This window comes from Desulfocurvus vexinensis DSM 17965, assembly GCF_000519125.1.
Classification (GTDB): domain Bacteria; phylum Desulfobacterota; class Desulfovibrionia; order Desulfovibrionales; family Desulfovibrionaceae; genus Desulfocurvus; species Desulfocurvus vexinensis.
Genome location: NZ_JAEX01000032.1, coordinates 1 through 16,195, shown reverse-complemented (window position 1 = coordinate 16,195; position 16,195 = coordinate 1). Strand labels below are relative to the sequence as shown.

The window sequence follows — 16,195 nt, the reverse complement described above, 5'->3', positions numbered from 1 at the left end:
TCGAAGGCCACGAAGGCGCCGCCGCCACGCATGGCGGCGATCTTGGTGATCGCAGCGGTCAGAGTGGTCTTGCCGTGGTCGATGTGACCAATGGTCCCCACGTTGACGTGAGGCTTCTTGCGTTCGAATTTCGCTTTGCCCATGATGGCACCCCCTAATTCTTCTTCATGATTTCTTCAGCCAAGCTCGCCGGAACCCGCTCGTAGTGGTCGAACTGCATGGTGAACGTCGCCCGGCCCTGGGTCTTGGACCGCAGGTCGGTGGCGTAGCCAAACATTTCGGAGAGCGGGACGTTCGCCCGGACGACCTGGGCCCCGGCGCGGGCTTCCATGCTCGAAACACGGCCCCGGCGGGAGTTCAGGTCACCCATGACGTCGCCCAGATAGTCATCGGGCGAGACGACCTCGACAGCCATGATCGGTTCCAGAAGCACGGGGGACGCGCCCCTGAGGGCCTCTTTGACGGCCATGGAGCCGGCGACCTTGAACGCCTGCTCCGAGGAGTCAACCTCATGGTAGGAACCGAAAACCAGGCTGACCTTCACGTCCACCACGGGGTAGCCCGCCATGGTGCCGCAGGTGAGGGCCTCCTGGATGCCTTTATCGACAGCCGGGATGTATTCCTTGGGAATGACACCGCCGGTGATGGCGTTGACGAACTCGTAGCCCTTGGCCGGGTTCGGCTCGACCTCGATGACCACGTGGCCATACTGGCCGCGGCCGCCCGACTGCTTGGCGTACTTGTGGTCCACCTTGTTGGGCTTGGTCAGGGTCTCGCGGTAGGCGACGCGGGGCGCGCCGACGTTGGCGTTGACCGAGAACTCGCGCAGCAGGCGGTCCACGATGATCTCCAGGTGCAGCTCGCCCATGCCGGCGATAAGGGTCTGCCCGGTCTCCTCGTCACCCTTGACGCGGAAGCTCGGGTCTTCCTTGGCCAGCTTGGCCAGGGCGTCGGACAGGGTGTCGCGGTCCGCCTTGGTCTTGGGCTCGATGGCCACCTCGATGACCGGCTCGGGGATGTCCAGGGACTCCAGGATCACCGAGGAGTTCAGGGCGCACAGGGTGTCGCCGGTGGAGGCGTATTTCAGGCCCACGGCGGCGACGATGTCGCCCGCGCCAGCCCACTTGATCTCCTCGCGCTTGTTGGCGTGCATCTTGAGCAGTCGCCCGATGCGCTCCTTCTTGCCGCTGGCGGCGTTGACCACGGTCATGCCGGACTCGACAAAGCCGGAGTAGATGCGCAGGAAGGTCAGGTGCCCGACGTAGGGGTCGGAGAACAGCTTGAAAGCCAGGGCGGCCAGCGGCTTGGAGTCGTCGCAGTCGCAGACGACCTCGGACCCGTTGTCGGGGTTCACGCCGCGCATGGCCGGGATGTCCACCGGCGAGGGCAGGTAGTCCACCACGGCGTCCAGCAGGGGCTGCACACCCTTGTTCTTGAAGGCCGAGCCGCACAGCACGGGCACGATGGTCATGCTGGTGGTCGCCTTGCGCACCCCGGAGATGAGCTCCGCCTCGGTCAGCTCTTCGCCGCCGAGGTACTTCTCCATGAGCACGTCATCCTCTTCGGCGATGGCGTCCAGCATTTCCTGGCGCATGGTCTCGTAGACGTCGAGCAGGTCTTCGGGGATCTCCACGAAGCTGTAGCTGGCGCCCATGGACTGGTCGTCGAAGATGATCGCCTTGCCGCGGATGAGATCCACCACGCCGCGGTACTCGTCCTCGGAGCCGATGGGGATCTGCAGCGGCACGGGCTTGGCGCCCAGGCGGCTCTTGATCATGTCGCAGCAGCGGAAGAAGTCCGCGCCCACGCGGTCCATCTTGTTGACAAAGCAGATGCGGGGCACCTTGTAGCGGTCGGCCTGGCGCCAGACGGTCTCGGACTGCGGCTCCACGCCGGCCACGGCGTCGAACACCGCCACGGCACCGTCGAGCACGCGCAGGGAACGCTCGACTTCCATGGTGAAGTCCACGTGCCCGGGGGTGTCGATGATGTTGATACGGTGCTCACGCCAGTGGCAGGTGGTGGCGGCGGAAGTGATGGTGATGCCGCGCTCCTGCTCCTGCTCCATCCAGTCCATGGTGGCCTGGCCGTCGTGAACTTCACCGATCTTGTGGGAAACACCGGTATAGAAGAGAATCCGCTCGGTAGTCGTAGTCTTGCCCGCATCAATGTGGGCCATGATACCGATGTTTCTCTGTTTCGGAATGGGGACAACTCGTGCCACTGTAAACTCCAAGCCCTACCAGCGGTAGTGCGCGAACGCCTTGTTGGCGTCGGCCATGCGGTGGGTGTCTTCCTTCTTTTTCACGGCGCCGCCACGGTTGCCGTAGGCTTCCAGCAGCTCGCCCGACAGACGGGCGACCATGCCCTTCTCGCCCCGGGAGCGGGCGTAGTTGATCAGCCAACGGATGGCCAGGGCCACACCGCGCTCGGGGCGCACCTCCACGGGAACCTGGTAGGTGGCGCCGCCCACGCGACGGGATTTGACCTCGACGTGCGGCTTGACGTTGTCCAGGGCCTTCTCGAAAGCCCGGATGGGATCCTCCTGGGCCTTTTCGCCGAGGATCACCAGGGACTTGTAGAAAATGGTCTCAGCCGTGCTTTTCTTGCCGTCGAACATGAGCCGGTTGATGAACCGGGCGGCCAGCACGCTGTGATAAATCGGATCAGGCAGCACTTCCCTCTTGGGAACGGGACCTTTTCTGGGCATTGACCTCTACTCCCTTCGTTACTTCGGGCGCTTGGCGCCGTACTTGGAACGGCTCTTGCGACGGTCGGCGACACCGGAGGTATCCAGGGTGCCGCGGATGATGTGGTACCGCACGCCGGGCAGGTCCTTGACGCGGCCCCCGCGGATCATGACCACGGAGTGCTCCTGCAGGTTGTGGCCCTCGCCCGGGATGTACGAAGTGACCTCGATGCCGTTGGTCAGACGCACGCGGGCGACCTTGCGCAAAGCCGAGTTCGGCTTCTTGGGGGTCGTGGTGTACACGCGGGTGCACACGCCGCGGCGCTGCGGGCATTCCTGCAGGGCCGGAGTCTTCTTTCTCTTGAGCTGCAAATTCCGCTTCTTGCGGACCAACTGATTGATGGTCGGCATCAAGCTCCTCCATCCTGATTTACGGCTCGGGCGGCGCGACCGGCACGCCCGTTGCCCCACGGATCGGCGTCTCTCTGGTCCCGGCACTTCCGGCCATTCGACGCCAGCCTCAAAAACTTGAAAAGAGCAGGGGGAAGACTCCCCCTGCTCTTAATATGCAAGGATATCTTCCACTCCCAGAGGATCCCCGCAGGGATCGATGAGCAGCGGACGTCCGCCCCGGTCAGGGCGGTATGTTCCAACTCACAGCCGCGTATCAATAGAGGACGCGCCCGGGCCTGTCAAGCATTTCCAGAAAAAAGATTGCGCCGCACGGCCACGCCCCGCCCCCGGCGGAAAAGGCCCGCGCGAAACCTCCCCCCCCAGGCGGCGCCAGGCCGCAGCCGCCCCGAAATCCCCGGACGAACCGCCTCCGGCCGCCGAGTTTCCGGCCGCCGACGAAACAGACCGCCCCCAACGCCCCGGAGCCCATTTCCCTTCGCGGTGCCCTGCCCCCGGGGAGCAGTCCGCCCCGTGCGCCAGCCGCGCCCCCACCCGCCGGGTGGTCCTGCCGCCGGAGACAGCCCGCCGCGCCACCCCGGGCCCGGCGGCAACGCCCAAAAAAAGCGGGGGGCCGCAGCCCCCCGCCATGGTTCGTGTCGCGCCCGCAGGCGGCCTAGAACCCGCCGTCGATGAGCAGCGGGCTGTCCTCCAGGTCCTCCAGGAACTTGTCGGGCTTCTCGGGCTGCTCGGGCACGGCGATGTCGCAGTCCATGTAGCGGCGGTAGCCCGTCCCGGCGGGGATGAGCCGCCCGACGATGACGTTCTCCTTCAGGCCGCGCAGGCTGTCGGACTTGCCCATGAGCGACGCCTCGGTGAGCACCTTGGTGGTCTCCTGGAAGGAAGCCGCGGAGATGAAGGAGTCCGTGGTCAGCGAGGCCTGGGTGATGCCCAGCACCAGCGGCTCGGCCACGGCGGGCTTGAGGCCCATCTTGAGTACCTTGCGGTTCTCTTCGCCGAAGCGGTACTTGTCCACGTGCTCGCCAGCCAGGAAGCTGGTCTCGCCCGGGTCGAGGATGTTCACCTTGCGCAGCATCTGGCGCACGATGATCTCGATGTGCTTGTCGTTGATGGTCACGCCCTGGAAGCGGTACACGTCCTGGATTTCTTCCACCAGGTAGTTGGCCAGGTGCTTCTCGCCCTTGATGGCCAGGATGTCGTGCAGCTCGGGGTGGCCCTCGGTGAGCAGCTCGCCCGCCTCCACGAAGTCGCCCTCGGTGACGGTGATGTGCTTGCCCTTGGGGATCAGGTATTCGCGCGGCTCGCCGACCTCGGGGGCGACGATGATCTTGCGCTTGCCCTTGCTCTCCGGGCCGTAGGACACGATGCCGTCGATCTCGGAGACCACGGCCAGGTCCTTGGGCTTGCGGACTTCGAACAGCTCGGCCACGCGGGGCAGACCGCCGACGATGTCCTTGGTCTTGGAGGTTTCGCGCGGCTTGCGGGCGATGATGTCGCCGGCGCCGATGCGGTCGCCGTCCTGGACCATGAGGATGGCGCCCACGGGCAGCGGATAGTGGGCCTTGGTGCCCTGGGAGCCGGGGCGCAGCTTCACCTCGCCCGCGTCGTCCACGATGGCGATGCTGGGCTTGAAGTTGGTGGTGCGGTACTCCATGATCGTCAGACTGGTGCGCATGGTGGCGTCGTCCAGGTTTTCCTGGACGGTCTTGCCCTCGACGATGTCGTGGAAGCGGACCACGCCCTCCACGTCGGAGACGAAGGGCTCGTTGAAGGGGTCCCACTCGGCCAGCACGGTGCCCTTGCGCACCTCCTGCCCGGCCTCCACGTGCAGCACGGCGCCCGAGGGCAGCACGTACTTCTCGCGCTCGCGGCCCTCCTCGTCCACCACGCCCACCTGGCCGGACTTGCCCATGACCATGGCCCGGCCGTCCTTGTTCTTGACGACCTTCACGCGCGACAGGATGACCCGCCCGCTGTGCTGGGCGATGTGCGAGGACTGCTCGACCTCCTTGGAGGCCGTGCCGCCGATGTGGAAGGTGCGCATGGTCAGCTGGGTGCCGGGCTCGCCGATGGACTGGGCGGCGATGATGCCCACGGTCTCGCCGACGTTGACCACGTGGCCCCGGGCCAGGTCGCGGCCGTAGCAGGTGGAGCACACCCCGTGCTGGCTGCGGCAGGTCAGGCCCGAGCGGATGGTCACCGAGCTGACCCCGGCCCGCTCGATGGCCTGGGCGAGGGTCTCGTCGATGAGCACCCCGGCGGGCACGATGACCTCGCCGGTCTCGGGATGGACCACGGGGTGCAGGGCCGTGCGGCCCAGCACGCGCGCCGAGAGCTTCATCTTGATGTCGCCGGCCTTGATCAGGTCGCCGACCTCAAGGCCGTCCACGGTGCCGCAGTCGATCTCGGAGACGATCACGTCCTGGGCCACGTCCACCAGGCGGCGGGTCAGGTAGCCGGAGTTGGCCGTCTTGAGGGCGGTGTCGGCCAGACCCTTGCGTGCGCCGTGGGTGGAGATGAAGTACTGCAGCACCGAGAGCCCCTCGCGGAAGCTCGAGGTGATGGGCGTCTCGATGATCTCGCCCGAGGGCTTGGCCATCAGGCCGCGCATGCCCGCCAGCTGGCGCATCTGGTCCACGTTGCCGCGCGCGCCGGAGTTGGCCATCATGAAGATGGGGTTGAAGCTGGAGTTCTTCTCCACCTTGCCCGTCTTCTCATCGGTGATGAGGTCGATGGACATCTCCTGCATCATCTCGCGCGACACGTCGTTGGTCGCCTTGGTCCACACGTCGATGACCTTGTTGTACTTCTCCGTGCGGGTGATGATGCCGTCGCGGTACTGGGACTCGATGGTGTCCACCTCGTCGGTGGAATCCTTGAGGATCGTGTACTTGCTGTCGGGGATGCGCAGGTCCTTGACGCCGACGGTGACGCCGGCGCGGGTGGCGTATTCGTAGCCCAGGTCCTTGAGCTTGTCGCACAGGATGACCGTGGCCTTGGTGCCCGCCACGCGGTAGGTCTCGCCCACCAGGCGTTTGATGTTGCCCTTGTCCAGCAGGCAGTTGACCATCTCGAAGGGCACCTCGTCGGGCAGCAGTTCGGAGACGATCATCCGGCCCGGGGTGGTGCGCACCATGCGCCCGTCCATGCGCACCTCGATGCGCGAGTGCAGCTCGACCACCCCGGCGTCCAGGGCGGCGATGACTTCCCACTTGTCGGAGAAGTGCTTGCCCTCGCCCTTTTCGAAGGAGCGCTCGGCGGTGAGGTAGTACAGCCCGAGCACGATGTCCTGGCTGGGCACGATGATGGGCGAGCCGTTGGCCGGGGACAGGATGTTGTTGGTGCTCATGAGCAGCACGCGGCACTCGATCTGCGCCTCCACGGACAACGGGACGTGCACGGCCATCTGGTCGCCGTCGAAGTCCGCGTTGTAGGCCGAGCAGACCAGCGGGTGCAGCTGGATGGCCTTGCCCTCCACCAGGGTCGGCTCGAAGGCCTGGATGCCCAGGCGGTGCAGGGTCGGGGCGCGGTTGAGCAGGATGGGGTACTCGCGCACCACCTCCTCGAGGATATCCCAGACCACCAGGTCCTCGCGCTCGACCATCTTCTTGGCGCTCTTGATGGTCGTGGCCAGGCCCCGCTCCTCCAGCTTGGAGTAGATGAAGGGCTTGAACAGCTCAAGGGCCATTTTCTTGGGCAGGCCGCACTGGTGCAGCTTGAGCTTGGGGCCGACGACGATGACCGAGCGGCCCGAATAGTCCACGCGCTTGCCCAGCAGGTTCTGGCGGAAGCGGCCCTGCTTGCCCTTGATCATGTCGGACAGGGACTTGAGCGGGCGACCGTTGGTGCCGGTGATGGCCCGGCCCCGGCGCCCGTTGTCGAACAGGGCGTCCACGGCCTCCTGGAGCATGCGCTTTTCGTTGCGGATGATGATGTCCGGTGCGCCCAGCTCCAGCAGCCGTTTGAGGCGGTTGTTGCGGTTGATCACGCGGCGGTACAGGTCGTTGAGGTCCGAGGTGGCGAAGCGTCCGCCGTCCAGGGGCACCAGGGGCCGCAGCTCGGGCGGGATGACCGGCACGACCTCGAGGATCATCCACTCGGGCTTGTTGCCCGACTCCAGGAAGGCCTCGACGATCTTCAGGCGCTTGGTGAGCTTCTTCTTCTTGGTCTGCGAGCGGGTGGACAGGGACTCCTCGCGCAGCTCGGCGCGCAGGGCCTCCAGGTTCAGCTCCTCCAGCAGGCCGCGAATGGCCTCGGCGCCCATGCCGACCTTCACGGCGTCCTCGCCGTAGTGGTCCATGACCTGGTAGTACTGCTCCTCGGAGATGATCTGGTACTTGGTCAGGCTGGTGGCGCCGGGATCAAGCACAATGAACGAGTCGAAGTACAGCACCTTCTCCAGGTCGGCCATGGTCATGTCGAGCAGGGTGCCGATCTTGGAAGGCAGGGTCTTGAGGAACCAGATGTGGGCCACGGGCGCGGCCAGCTCGATGTGGCCCATGCGCTCGCGGCGGACCTTGGAGGCGATGACCTCCACGCCGCACTTTTCGCAGACGATGCCCCGGTGCTTCATGCGCTTGTACTTGCCGCAGTTGCACTCATAGTCCTTCACGGGGCCGAATATCTTGGCGCAGAACAGGCCGTCGCGCTCGGGCTTGAAGGTCCGGTAGTTGATGGTCTCCGGCTTCTTGACCTCACCGAAGGACCACTCCCGGATCTTCTCGGGCGAGGCCAGGGAAATCTGGATGGAATTGAGCATCCGGCTGCCCTGTGCGGCAACCGCGCTCCCTCTCATGGCGAACAGATCATCCAAGGACATTGATCCACCTCGCGAACTTGCTGGTTTCAAATATGGCCATCGCCGGGCGGCTTCGCGAGAGAAGCCGCCCGGCGGGTCGTGACGCTGCTACTGCTGCCGCACCCCGGCGGGTTTTTTCTTCTCGTCGTGGTGCAGGTGCACGTCCAGCCCCAGGGCCATCAGCTCCTTGACCAGGACGTTGAAGGACTCGGGGAGTCCGGCCTCGAGGAAGTTCTCGCCCTTGACGATCTTCTCGTACATCTTCACGCGCCCGGCCACGTCGTCGGACTTGACGGTGAGGAACTCCTGGAGCAGGTAGGCCGCGCCGTAGGCCTCCAGGGCCCAGACTTCCATCTCGCCCAGGCGCTGGCCGCCGAACTGGGCCTTGCCGCCCAGGGGCTGCTGCGTGACCAGGGAGTAAGGGCCCGTGGAGCGCGCGTGGATCTTCTCGTCCACCAGGTGGTGCAGCTTGAGCATGTACATGGTGCCCACGGTGACGCGGTTCTTGAAGGGCACGCCGGTGCGCCCGTCGTAGAGCACGGACTTGCCGTCCTCGGGCAGCTTGGCCTTGCCCAGCAGCCCCCAGATCTCCTCCTCCGTGGCGCCGTCGAAGACCGGGGTGCGGGTGACGATGCCGCCGCGCAGGCGCTTGACGGTCTCCACCAGCTCCTCGTCGTCCATGGCGTCCACCAGGGCGGCGACTTCGGCGGAGTCGAAGACCTCCTTGACCTGACGGCGCAGCTCGGCCAGATGCGCGCCCGAGTCGTACAACTCGGCCAGCTGGTAGCCCAGCTCGGCGGCGGCCCAGCCCAGGTGCGTCTCCATGATCTGCCCGATGTTCATGCGCGAAGGCACGCCCAGGGGGTTGAGCACGATGTCCACGGGGCGGCCGTCGGCGAAGAAGGGCATGTCTTCCAGGGGCAGGATGTTGGACACGACGCCCTTGTTGCCGTGGCGTCCGGCCATCTTGTCGCCCACGGCCAGCTTGCGCTTCACCGCGAGGTAGACCTTGACCATCTTGATGACGCCCGGGGGCAGGTCATCGCCCTCGGTGACCTTGCCGCGCTTGGTCTCGTAGATATCCTTCACGAACCGCAGCTGGCGGGCGTAGTCGTCCAGCGCCTCGGCCACGGCGTCGTTGACTTCCTTGGCCTTGAACAGCCCGGCCAGCTTCTTGACCGGAATCTCGGCGTAGACCGTCTCGTTGATGGTCTGCCCGGCCTCGGCCAGCACCTCGCCCTTCTTCTTGCCGGGCACGCTGGCGGCGATCTGCTTGCCGCGCACCACGTCCCACAGGCGACCGCGGGTGGCGTCCTCCAGGGCGGCGGCGTGCTGGGTTTCCTTGCGGTCCAGCCGCGCCAGCTCCCAGTCCTCGATTTCCTTGGTGCGGTCGTCCTTCTCGCCCGAGCGGCGGTTGAAGACCTTCACGTCGATGACCGTGCCCTCGATGCCCGGCGGCACCTTGAGGGAGGTGTTCTTCACGTCGCGGGCCTTGTCGCCGAAGATGGCGCGCAGCAGCTTTTCCTCGGGGGTCAGCTGGGTCTCGCCCTTGGGGGTGATCTTGCCCACCAGGATGTCGTCGGGCTTGACGTTGGCGCCGATGCGGATGATGCCCGACTCGTCGAGGTTGCGCAGCATCTCCTCGCCGACGTTGGGGATATCGCGGGTGACCTCCTCGGGGCCGAGCTTGGTGTCGCGGGCAACGAGCTCGAACTCCTCGATGTGCACCGAGGTGAACACGTCTTCCTTGACCACGCGCTCGGAGATGAGGATGGAGTCCTCGAAGTTGTAGCCGCACCAGGGCATGAAGGCCACGGTGAGGTTCTTGCCCAGGGCCAGCTCGCCGTCCTGGATGCCGGGGCCGTCGGCCAGCACGTCGCCCTTCTTCACGCGCTGCCCGGGCACCACGCGGGGCTGCTGCCCGAAGCAGCTGTTCTGGTTCGACTTGTGGAACTTGAGCAGGTCGTAGCTCTTGACCCCGCCCGAAGGCAGGCCCAGGCCCTGGCCCTCGTCGTACTGCACCACCACGCGCTCGGCGTCGGAGAAGTGGATCACGCCGTCGCCCTGAGCCAGCAGGCAGGCGCCGGAGTCGCGGGCCACGGTCAGCTCCATGCCGGTGCCCACGATGGGCATCTCGCTGCGCAGAAGCGGCACGGCCTGGCGCTGCATGTTCGAGCCCATGAGGGCGCGGTTGGCGTCGTCGTGCTCCAGGAAGGGAATGAGCGCGGCGGAGATGGACACGATCTGGCTGGGCGAGATGTCCATGAGGGTGATTTCCTCGTTGGGCATCAGGGTCGGGTCGCCGGACACGCGGGCGTTGACCAGCGGGTTGACGAAACGGCCCTGTTCGTCCAGCAGCGCGTTGGCCTGGGCAATGACCTCGTCGGCCTCCATGGAGGCGTCGAGGTACTTGATCTCGTCGGTAACCTGGCCTGCACGCACGATGCGGTACGGGGTCTCGATGAAGCCGAAATCGTTGACGCGCGAGTGCGTGGTCAGCGAGACGATGAGGCCGATGTTCGGACCTTCGGGCGTCTCGATGGGGCAGATGCGCCCGTAGTGCGACACGTGCACATCGCGGACCTCGAAGCCCGCGCGCTCACGGGTCAGGCCGCCGGGACCCAGAGCCGACAGGCGGCGCTTGTGGGTCACTTCCGACAGCGAGTTGGTCTGGTCCATGAACTGCGACAGCTGCGAGGTGCCGAAGAACTCCTTGAGCACGGCGGCCACGGGCTTGGGGTTCACCAGGTCGTGGGGCATGAGGGTCGCCACTTCCTGCAGGCTCATGCGCTCCTTGATGGCACGCTCCATGCGCACCAGCCCGATGCGGTACTGGTTTTCCACCAGCTCGCCCACGGGGCGCACGCGGCGGTTGCCCAAGTGGTCGATGTCGTCCGCCGGGCCGCGGGTGTCCTTGAGCTTCACCAAGTGGAGGATGGCCCGCAGGATGTCCTCGTTGGTCAGGGTCTTGTGGTCCAGGGGCAGCTCGAGGCCCAGGCGCGAGTTGAGCTTGTAGCGGCCCACGCTGGACAGGTCGTAGTAGTCCGCGTTGCGGAACAGGTTCTCGAAGAAGGTGGCCGCGATCTCGGGAGTCGGCGGCGAGCTGGGCCGCAGGCGGCGGTAGATCTCGATCTGCGCGGCGGTGGTGTCGGCGATCTTGTCCAGCATCAGGGTGTCGCGCATGGAGGACGAACGGTCCGCCCCGCGGGTGTAGAGCACGGGGATGCGCTTGACGCCAGCGGCCTCAAGGCGCTCGGCCAGCTCGGAGGACAGGGCCTCGGCGGCCGTGGCCAGCACCTCGCCGGTCTTGGGGTCGGCCAGGTCCTGGGCCAGGAACAGCGTCTCCATCTGGCCGGGATCGACCTCGTAGCACTCCACCTTGTTCTTGAGGAACAGCTTCCACACGCGCTTGTTGATGGGCTTGCCCGCGCCCACCAGCACCTCGCCGTCGGCAGCCGTCACGTCGGCGTAGGCCGTTTCCTTGCTGAAGAGCTCCTCGGTCACCTCGCGCAGCAGGCGGCCCTTGTCCAGGCGGTAGTACTCGGTCTCGTAGAAGTAGGCCAGGATCTCGGCGCTGGTCATGCCCATGGCCTTGAACAGGATCGTGGCGGGCATCTTGCGGCGGCGGTCGATGCGCACGTGCAGGATGTCCTTGTGATCGAAGTCGAAATCGAGCCACGAGCCGCGCATGGGGATGACGCGACAGCTGTAGAGCACGCGGCCGCTGGAGTGGGTCTTGCCCGAGTCGTGCTCGAAGATGATGCCCGGCGAGCGCTGGAGCTGGTTGACAATGACGCGCTCGGTGCCGTTGATGATGAAGGTGCCCTTGTCGGTCATCAGCGGCAGGGTGCCGAAATAGATGTCCTGTTCCTTGATGTCGCGGATGGTCCGGCTCTGGGTGTCCTCGTCCACGTCATAGACCACCAGGCGCACCGTGATGCGCACCGGGGCCTCGAAGGTCAGGCCCTTGGAAATGCACTCCGCCTCGTCGTACTTGGGGGTGCCGATATCGTAGCTGACGTACTCCAGACTGGCGGTCTTGTTGAAGTCCTCGATGGGAAACACCGACCGGAACACGGCCTCCAGGCCCTCGTCGCGACGCCCGGCGGGGGGCAGGTCGAGCTGCAGGAAGCGGTGGTAGGAGTCCACCTGGAGGTTGAGCAGGTTGGGGACGGGATGCTTCGAGGCGATCTTGCCGAATTTCTTCGTAAGCTGGACCATCTTTCCCTCTCAGACGGAGATATTTCAACCAAGGCCCTGGAGCTGGCACGCAGTCGGCCCAGGAGCGGTACTACTGGCAAATCAACCGGTTATAAGGAAAAAAGGAAAGCGCCCAAGCCCTGAGCGCCAAGCGGAGGACGCACCTGTGCCACCACAGTGCAGCCAAGAGACATGACCTAGCTGTCGCTTCATATTTTGATAGTGGAGGCCCGATGCACACGACACGAAGAGTGAAGGGATAACCGAGGGCGCGTCAAAGCGCAAGAAAAAAATTTCACCGTGCGTGGATTTCTCAAAACGAGGGAGCGCGGCACCCCGGGGGGCGCCGCGCTCCGTGATCCCCAAAGGGGAAAGCTACTTGACTTCGACTTCAGCGCCAGCCTCTTCGAGCTGCTTCTTGGCCTCGGCGGCCTCGTCCTTGGACACGCCTTCCTTGATGGAAGCCGGGGCACCGTCAACCTTCTCCTTGGCCTCCTTGAGGCCAAGGCCGGTCAGAGCGCGCACGGCCTTGATGACGGCGATCTTGTTGCCGCCAGCGCTCTTGAGGATGACGTCGAACTCGGTCTTCTCTTCCTCGGCGGCAGCCTCGGCGCCAGCGCCAGCGGGCATGACGGCCATGGCCATGGCCGGAGCGGCGGCGGACACGCCGAACTTCTCCTCCAGCTCGGAGATGAACTGGGAGAGCTCCAGGACGGTCATATTGGCGATGAACTCGACAACCTGATCTTTGGTGATGTCAGCCATTGTCATTTCTCCTTGAGTGCTTTGGCTCGTAGAATCGTGTACGAAGTTGTTGGGAAAGGACCCGGGAACCTACGCGGCTTCCTTCTGTTCCTTGATGGCGGCAAGCGCATACAGGAACTTCCGCTGCAGGTTCGCAAACAGACACACGAAGTTGGTGGGCACGGCGTTCATGGTGCCGAGCAGCCTGGCAAGCAGCTCGGGCTTGCTGGGCAGCTTGGCCAGTTCCTTCACGCCCTCGGCGTCGAGGAACTTGCCCTCCAGGCTCGCGAAGCGGAAGTCGAACTTCTTGCTCTTCTTCGCGAAGTCGGAGATGGTTTTCGCCGCGGCCACCGGGTCTTCGTAGCCAAATGCGACAGCGCAGTTCGCCTTGAGATGGTCCTTCAGAACCTCATGCGGTCCGCCTTCCACGGCAATGCGGGCCAGGGTGTTCTTCACAACCTGGTACTTGACCCCCGCCTTGCGCAGCTCGACGCGCAGTTCAGTCAGCTCTTCGACTTTGAGGCCCTGGAAGTCCGTCACGATGGCGATGCTGGCGCCGTTCGCCTTGGCTCGCAGATCGCTGATGATCTCAGCTTTCTGTGCCCTGTTCACCGCATTCTCCTTGGACTGAGGGTTCAAACCGAAGGCGAGCCAAAGCATGGTCTCGACGGGAAATTAAGGGGCAGGCCCCACCCGTTGTCTCCGACTCGTCTTCTTCAACACACCGGCCAGCGCCCGCGGCGCCGGACCGTATCGTCACCGCCCGCCCCCGCAGGGGCGGACGGTTGCGCGCTGCCTTCTCCGCTAGCCCTCGAGGAACTTGCGGATGCTCAGCGGATCGACCTTGACGCCGGGGCCCATGGTGGTGGCCACGGTCAGGGTCTGCATGTAGGTGCCCTTGGCCGAGGCGGGCTTCAGGCGGTTGACCTGCTCGATGAGCGCCTTCAGGTTGTCCAGCAGCTTGGCCGGACCGAAGGAGACCTTGCCCACCGGGGCGTGCAGCACGCCAGCCTTGTCCACCTTGAACTCGACCTTGCCGGCCTTGAGCTCGGAGACGGCCTTACCGATCTCGAAGGTCACGGTGCCGGTCTTGGCGTTGGGCATGAGCCCGCGCGGGCCGAGCACGCGGCCGATCTGGCCGACCTTGCCCATCATGTCCGGGGTGGCCACGGCCTTGTCGAAGTCCAGCCAGCCGCCCTTGACCTTCTCGATCAGGTCGTCGCCGCCCACGAAGTCGGCCCCGGCCTCGCGGGCCTCGGCCTCCTTGTCGCCCTGGCAGAAGGCGGCGATGCGCACCGTCTTGCCCAGGCCGTGGGGCAGCGACACGGCGCCGCGCACCATCTGGTCGGAGTACTTGGGATCGACGCCAAGGTTGATGGCGACGTCCACGGTCTCGTCGAACTTGGCAAAGGAGGACTCCACGGCGAGCTTCATGCCGTCGGGCAGCTCGTACTTGACGGCGGAGTCGATGGCCTTCGCGGCGTTTCTGAATTTCTTTCCATGTCTGGGCATAGTCTGGTCCTCTATTCGATAACGTCGATACCCATGCTGCGGGCGGTGCCGGCGATGGTCCGCGCGGCGGCGTCAATGTCCTTGGCCGTCAGGTCGGGCATTTTCAGCTCGGCGATCTCACGGACCTGGCTCATGGTCACCTTGCCGACCTTGTTGCGGTTGGGCTCGCCAGACCCCTTGTCCAGCTTGGCGGCCTTGAGCAGCAGGATCGGCGCCGGGGGGGTCTTGGTGATGAAGGTGAAGGAGCGGTCGGCAAAGGCGGTGATCTCCACGGGGATGATCATGCCCTTCTGCTCCAGGGTCCGGGCGTTGAACGCCTTGCAGAACTCCATGATGTTCAGGCCGTGCTGACCCAGGGCGGGACCGACCGGCGGGGACGGGTTGGCCGCCCCTGCGGGAATCTGGAGCTTGATTTTCGCCAAAACTTTCTTGGCCATTGTTACACCCTCGAATCGTTTATCAGCTTAAGAAATCCCGATGCCAGGACCGCCCGGCTAGCCCTTGCTGACCTGGACGAAATCCAGTTCCACAGGGGTCTGCCGCCCGAAGATGGACACCGAGACGCGCAGCTTGCCCTTGTCGTAGTTGACATCCTCGACAACGCCGTTGAAACCGGAGAACGGCCCGTCGATGACGCGGACCTCGTCGCCGCGCTCGAACTTGAACTTCGGACGGGGCTGCTCCTGGCGCTGCTCCATCATCTTGAGAATCTTCTCGGCCTCGCTGTCGCGCATGGGCGCCGGGCGCGACTTGCCGCCCACGAACCCCGTGACCCGCGAAATGGACTGCACCAGATGCCAGGACTCGTCGGTCAACACCATCTTGAGCATCACGTACCCGGGATAGAACTTCCGGGTGGAAGTCTTCTTCTCCCCCTTGACCAGCTCGATGACGCGCTCGGTGGGCATGACCACCTCTTCGATCTGGCCCTTGTCCTGACCGGTGCGCATCATCTCACGGATGGTCTGCTCCACGCGCTGCTCGAAGCCCGAGTAGGTATGCACGATATACCAGCGCGCCTTGGGGGTGGATTGGATCTCTTCAGTCATGTGACGCTCGCTTGCGGCTAGGCCGCGCTAGGAAAGAATGGCCCCGATAGCCTTGGCCAGGCCGAAATCCACCAGGCCCAGGAACAGGGACATGAAGAAAACCATCACCAGCACCGCGATGCTGGTGGCGACGGTCTCCTTGCGCGTGGGGAAGGTGACCTTCTTCATCTCCGCGACGGACTGGTCGAAGAACTCCCGCAGCTGCTGGACCTTTCCGGGCTCCGCCGGGGCGGCCTTGGCGGCCTTGGGGCCCTTGGGGGCCTTGGGGGCTTTGGCGGCGTCCTGGGCGGTCTCGGCGCTTTGTGCTTTCTGGTTCGCCATGGGTTTTCCTTCCGATGGAAAAATAAGTGGCAGGGCAGGAGGGATTCGAACCCCCAACATCCGGTTTTGGAGACCGGCGCTCTAGCCGTTAGAGCTACTGCCCTGCATCGTATGGAGCCTCTGGGAGGGCGCGCGGGGCCGGGCCAACCCGGCCCCGCACACTATCCCTGTTGAAGCATCCTGTCTACGAGCACGTTGTATGACGCCCTCGCAGACCGGGCCCTACTTGGACTCCTTGTGAACGGTATGCTTCTTGTCGAACGGGCAGTACTTCTTCAGTTCGATGCGGCCCGTCGTGTTCTTCTTGTTCTTCATCGTCGAATAGTTGCGACGCTTGCACTCGGTGCAGGCGAGCTGGACCTTGACTCGCATGATTTACTCCACGATCTCGGAGACGACGCCCGCGCCCACGGTACGGCCACCCTCACGGATGGCGAAGCGCAGGCCGAGCTCCATGGCGATGGGAGCGAT

14 protein-coding genes and 1 tRNA gene are annotated in these 16,195 nt (G+C 64.9%); all 15 read right to left on the bottom strand.

Going from position 1 to position 16,195, the window contains the following annotated elements; translation table 11 throughout:
* On the bottom strand, window positions 1–143 hold a 143-nt coding region (locus G495_RS21325), incomplete at its 3' end, for a GTP-binding protein (protein WP_245588443.1).
* Window positions 144–154: 11 nt separating this feature from the next.
* Window positions 155–2,224: an elongation factor G gene (gene fusA / locus G495_RS0113780; RefSeq protein WP_028588273.1), complete on the bottom strand. Its 2,070-nt coding sequence runs from the start codon at window positions 2,222–2,224 to the stop codon at window positions 155–157.
* Window positions 2,225–2,239: 15 nt separating this feature from the next.
* Window positions 2,240–2,710: a 30S ribosomal protein S7 gene (gene rpsG / locus G495_RS0113775; protein ID WP_028588272.1), complete on the bottom strand. Its 471-nt coding sequence runs from the start codon at window positions 2,708–2,710 to the stop codon at window positions 2,240–2,242.
* A gap of 18 nt (window positions 2,711–2,728) precedes the next feature.
* A complete protein-coding gene (rpsL, locus tag G495_RS0113770) occupies window positions 2,729–3,100 on the bottom strand; it encodes a 30S ribosomal protein S12 (RefSeq protein ID WP_028588271.1) in 372 nt (123 codons plus the stop codon).
* A gap of 655 nt (window positions 3,101–3,755) precedes the next feature.
* Complete coding sequence (rpoC, locus tag G495_RS0113765) at window positions 3,756–7,919, bottom strand: DNA-directed RNA polymerase subunit beta' (RefSeq protein ID WP_028588270.1); 4,164 nt, start codon at window positions 7,917–7,919, stop codon at window positions 3,756–3,758.
* Window positions 7,920–8,006: 87 nt separating this feature from the next.
* Complete coding sequence (gene rpoB / locus G495_RS0113760) at window positions 8,007–12,119, bottom strand: DNA-directed RNA polymerase subunit beta (protein ID WP_028588269.1); 4,113 nt, start codon at window positions 12,117–12,119, stop codon at window positions 8,007–8,009.
* A 354-nt stretch (window positions 12,120–12,473) separates the two neighbouring features.
* Window positions 12,474–12,863 (bottom strand): 50S ribosomal protein L7/L12, encoded by a 390-nt coding sequence (rplL, locus tag G495_RS0113755; protein WP_028588268.1) that lies wholly within the window; start codon window positions 12,861–12,863, stop codon window positions 12,474–12,476.
* A gap of 69 nt (window positions 12,864–12,932) precedes the next feature.
* A complete protein-coding gene (rplJ, locus tag G495_RS0113750) occupies window positions 12,933–13,454 on the bottom strand; it encodes a 50S ribosomal protein L10 (RefSeq protein WP_028588267.1) in 522 nt (173 codons plus the stop codon).
* Between the two features lie 192 nt (window positions 13,455–13,646).
* A complete protein-coding gene (rplA, locus tag G495_RS0113745) occupies window positions 13,647–14,354 on the bottom strand; it encodes a 50S ribosomal protein L1 (protein WP_028588266.1) in 708 nt (235 codons plus the stop codon).
* Window positions 14,355–14,365: 11 nt separating this feature from the next.
* Window positions 14,366–14,791, bottom strand: a complete 426-nt coding sequence (gene rplK / locus G495_RS0113740) for a 50S ribosomal protein L11 (protein WP_028588265.1) — start codon at window positions 14,789–14,791, stop codon at window positions 14,366–14,368.
* 57 nt (window positions 14,792–14,848) lie between these two features.
* Complete coding sequence (gene nusG, locus G495_RS0113735) at window positions 14,849–15,403, bottom strand: transcription termination/antitermination protein NusG (protein WP_028588264.1); 555 nt, start codon at window positions 15,401–15,403, stop codon at window positions 14,849–14,851.
* 27 nt (window positions 15,404–15,430) lie between these two features.
* A complete protein-coding gene (gene secE / locus G495_RS0113730) occupies window positions 15,431–15,724 on the bottom strand; it encodes a preprotein translocase subunit SecE (protein WP_028588263.1) in 294 nt (97 codons plus the stop codon).
* Window positions 15,725–15,751: 27 nt separating this feature from the next.
* Window positions 15,752–15,828, bottom strand: a tRNA-Trp gene (locus tag G495_RS0113725).
* 118 nt (window positions 15,829–15,946) lie between these two features.
* A complete protein-coding gene (rpmG, locus tag G495_RS0113720) occupies window positions 15,947–16,096 on the bottom strand; it encodes a 50S ribosomal protein L33 (protein ID WP_028588262.1) in 150 nt (49 codons plus the stop codon).
* A 3-nt stretch (window positions 16,097–16,099) separates the two neighbouring features.
* Window positions 16,100–16,195 (bottom strand): EF-Tu C-terminal domain-related protein (locus G495_RS21320; RefSeq protein WP_483782837.1); only part of this gene is annotated, 96 nt, incomplete at its 5' end.

Coding starts and splice junctions, on each gene's coding strand:
- rpsG (WP_028588272.1), bottom strand. CDS start 2,710: ATGCCCAGAAAAGGTCCCGTTCCCAAGAGGGAAGTGCTGCCTGATCCG.
- rpsL (WP_028588271.1), bottom strand. CDS start 3,100: ATGCCGACCATCAATCAGTTGGTCCGCAAGAAGCGGAATTTGCAGCTC.
- rplL (WP_028588268.1), bottom strand. CDS start 12,863: ATGGCTGACATCACCAAAGATCAGGTTGTCGAGTTCATCGCCAATATG.
- rplA (WP_028588266.1), bottom strand. CDS start 14,354: ATGCCCAGACATGGAAAGAAATTCAGAAACGCCGCGAAGGCCATCGAC.
- rpmG (WP_028588262.1), bottom strand. CDS start 16,096: ATGCGAGTCAAGGTCCAGCTCGCCTGCACCGAGTGCAAGCGTCGCAAC.
- nusG (WP_028588264.1), bottom strand. CDS start 15,403: ATGACTGAAGAGATCCAATCCACCCCCAAGGCGCGCTGGTATATCGTG.
- secE (WP_028588263.1), bottom strand. CDS start 15,724: ATGGCGAACCAGAAAGCACAAAGCGCCGAGACCGCCCAGGACGCCGCC.
- rpoC (WP_028588270.1), bottom strand. CDS start 7,919: ATGTCCTTGGATGATCTGTTCGCCATGAGAGGGAGCGCGGTTGCCGCA.
- rplK (WP_028588265.1), bottom strand. CDS start 14,791: ATGGCCAAGAAAGTTTTGGCGAAAATCAAGCTCCAGATTCCCGCAGGG.
- rpoB (WP_028588269.1), bottom strand. CDS start 12,119: ATGGTCCAGCTTACGAAGAAATTCGGCAAGATCGCCTCGAAGCATCCC.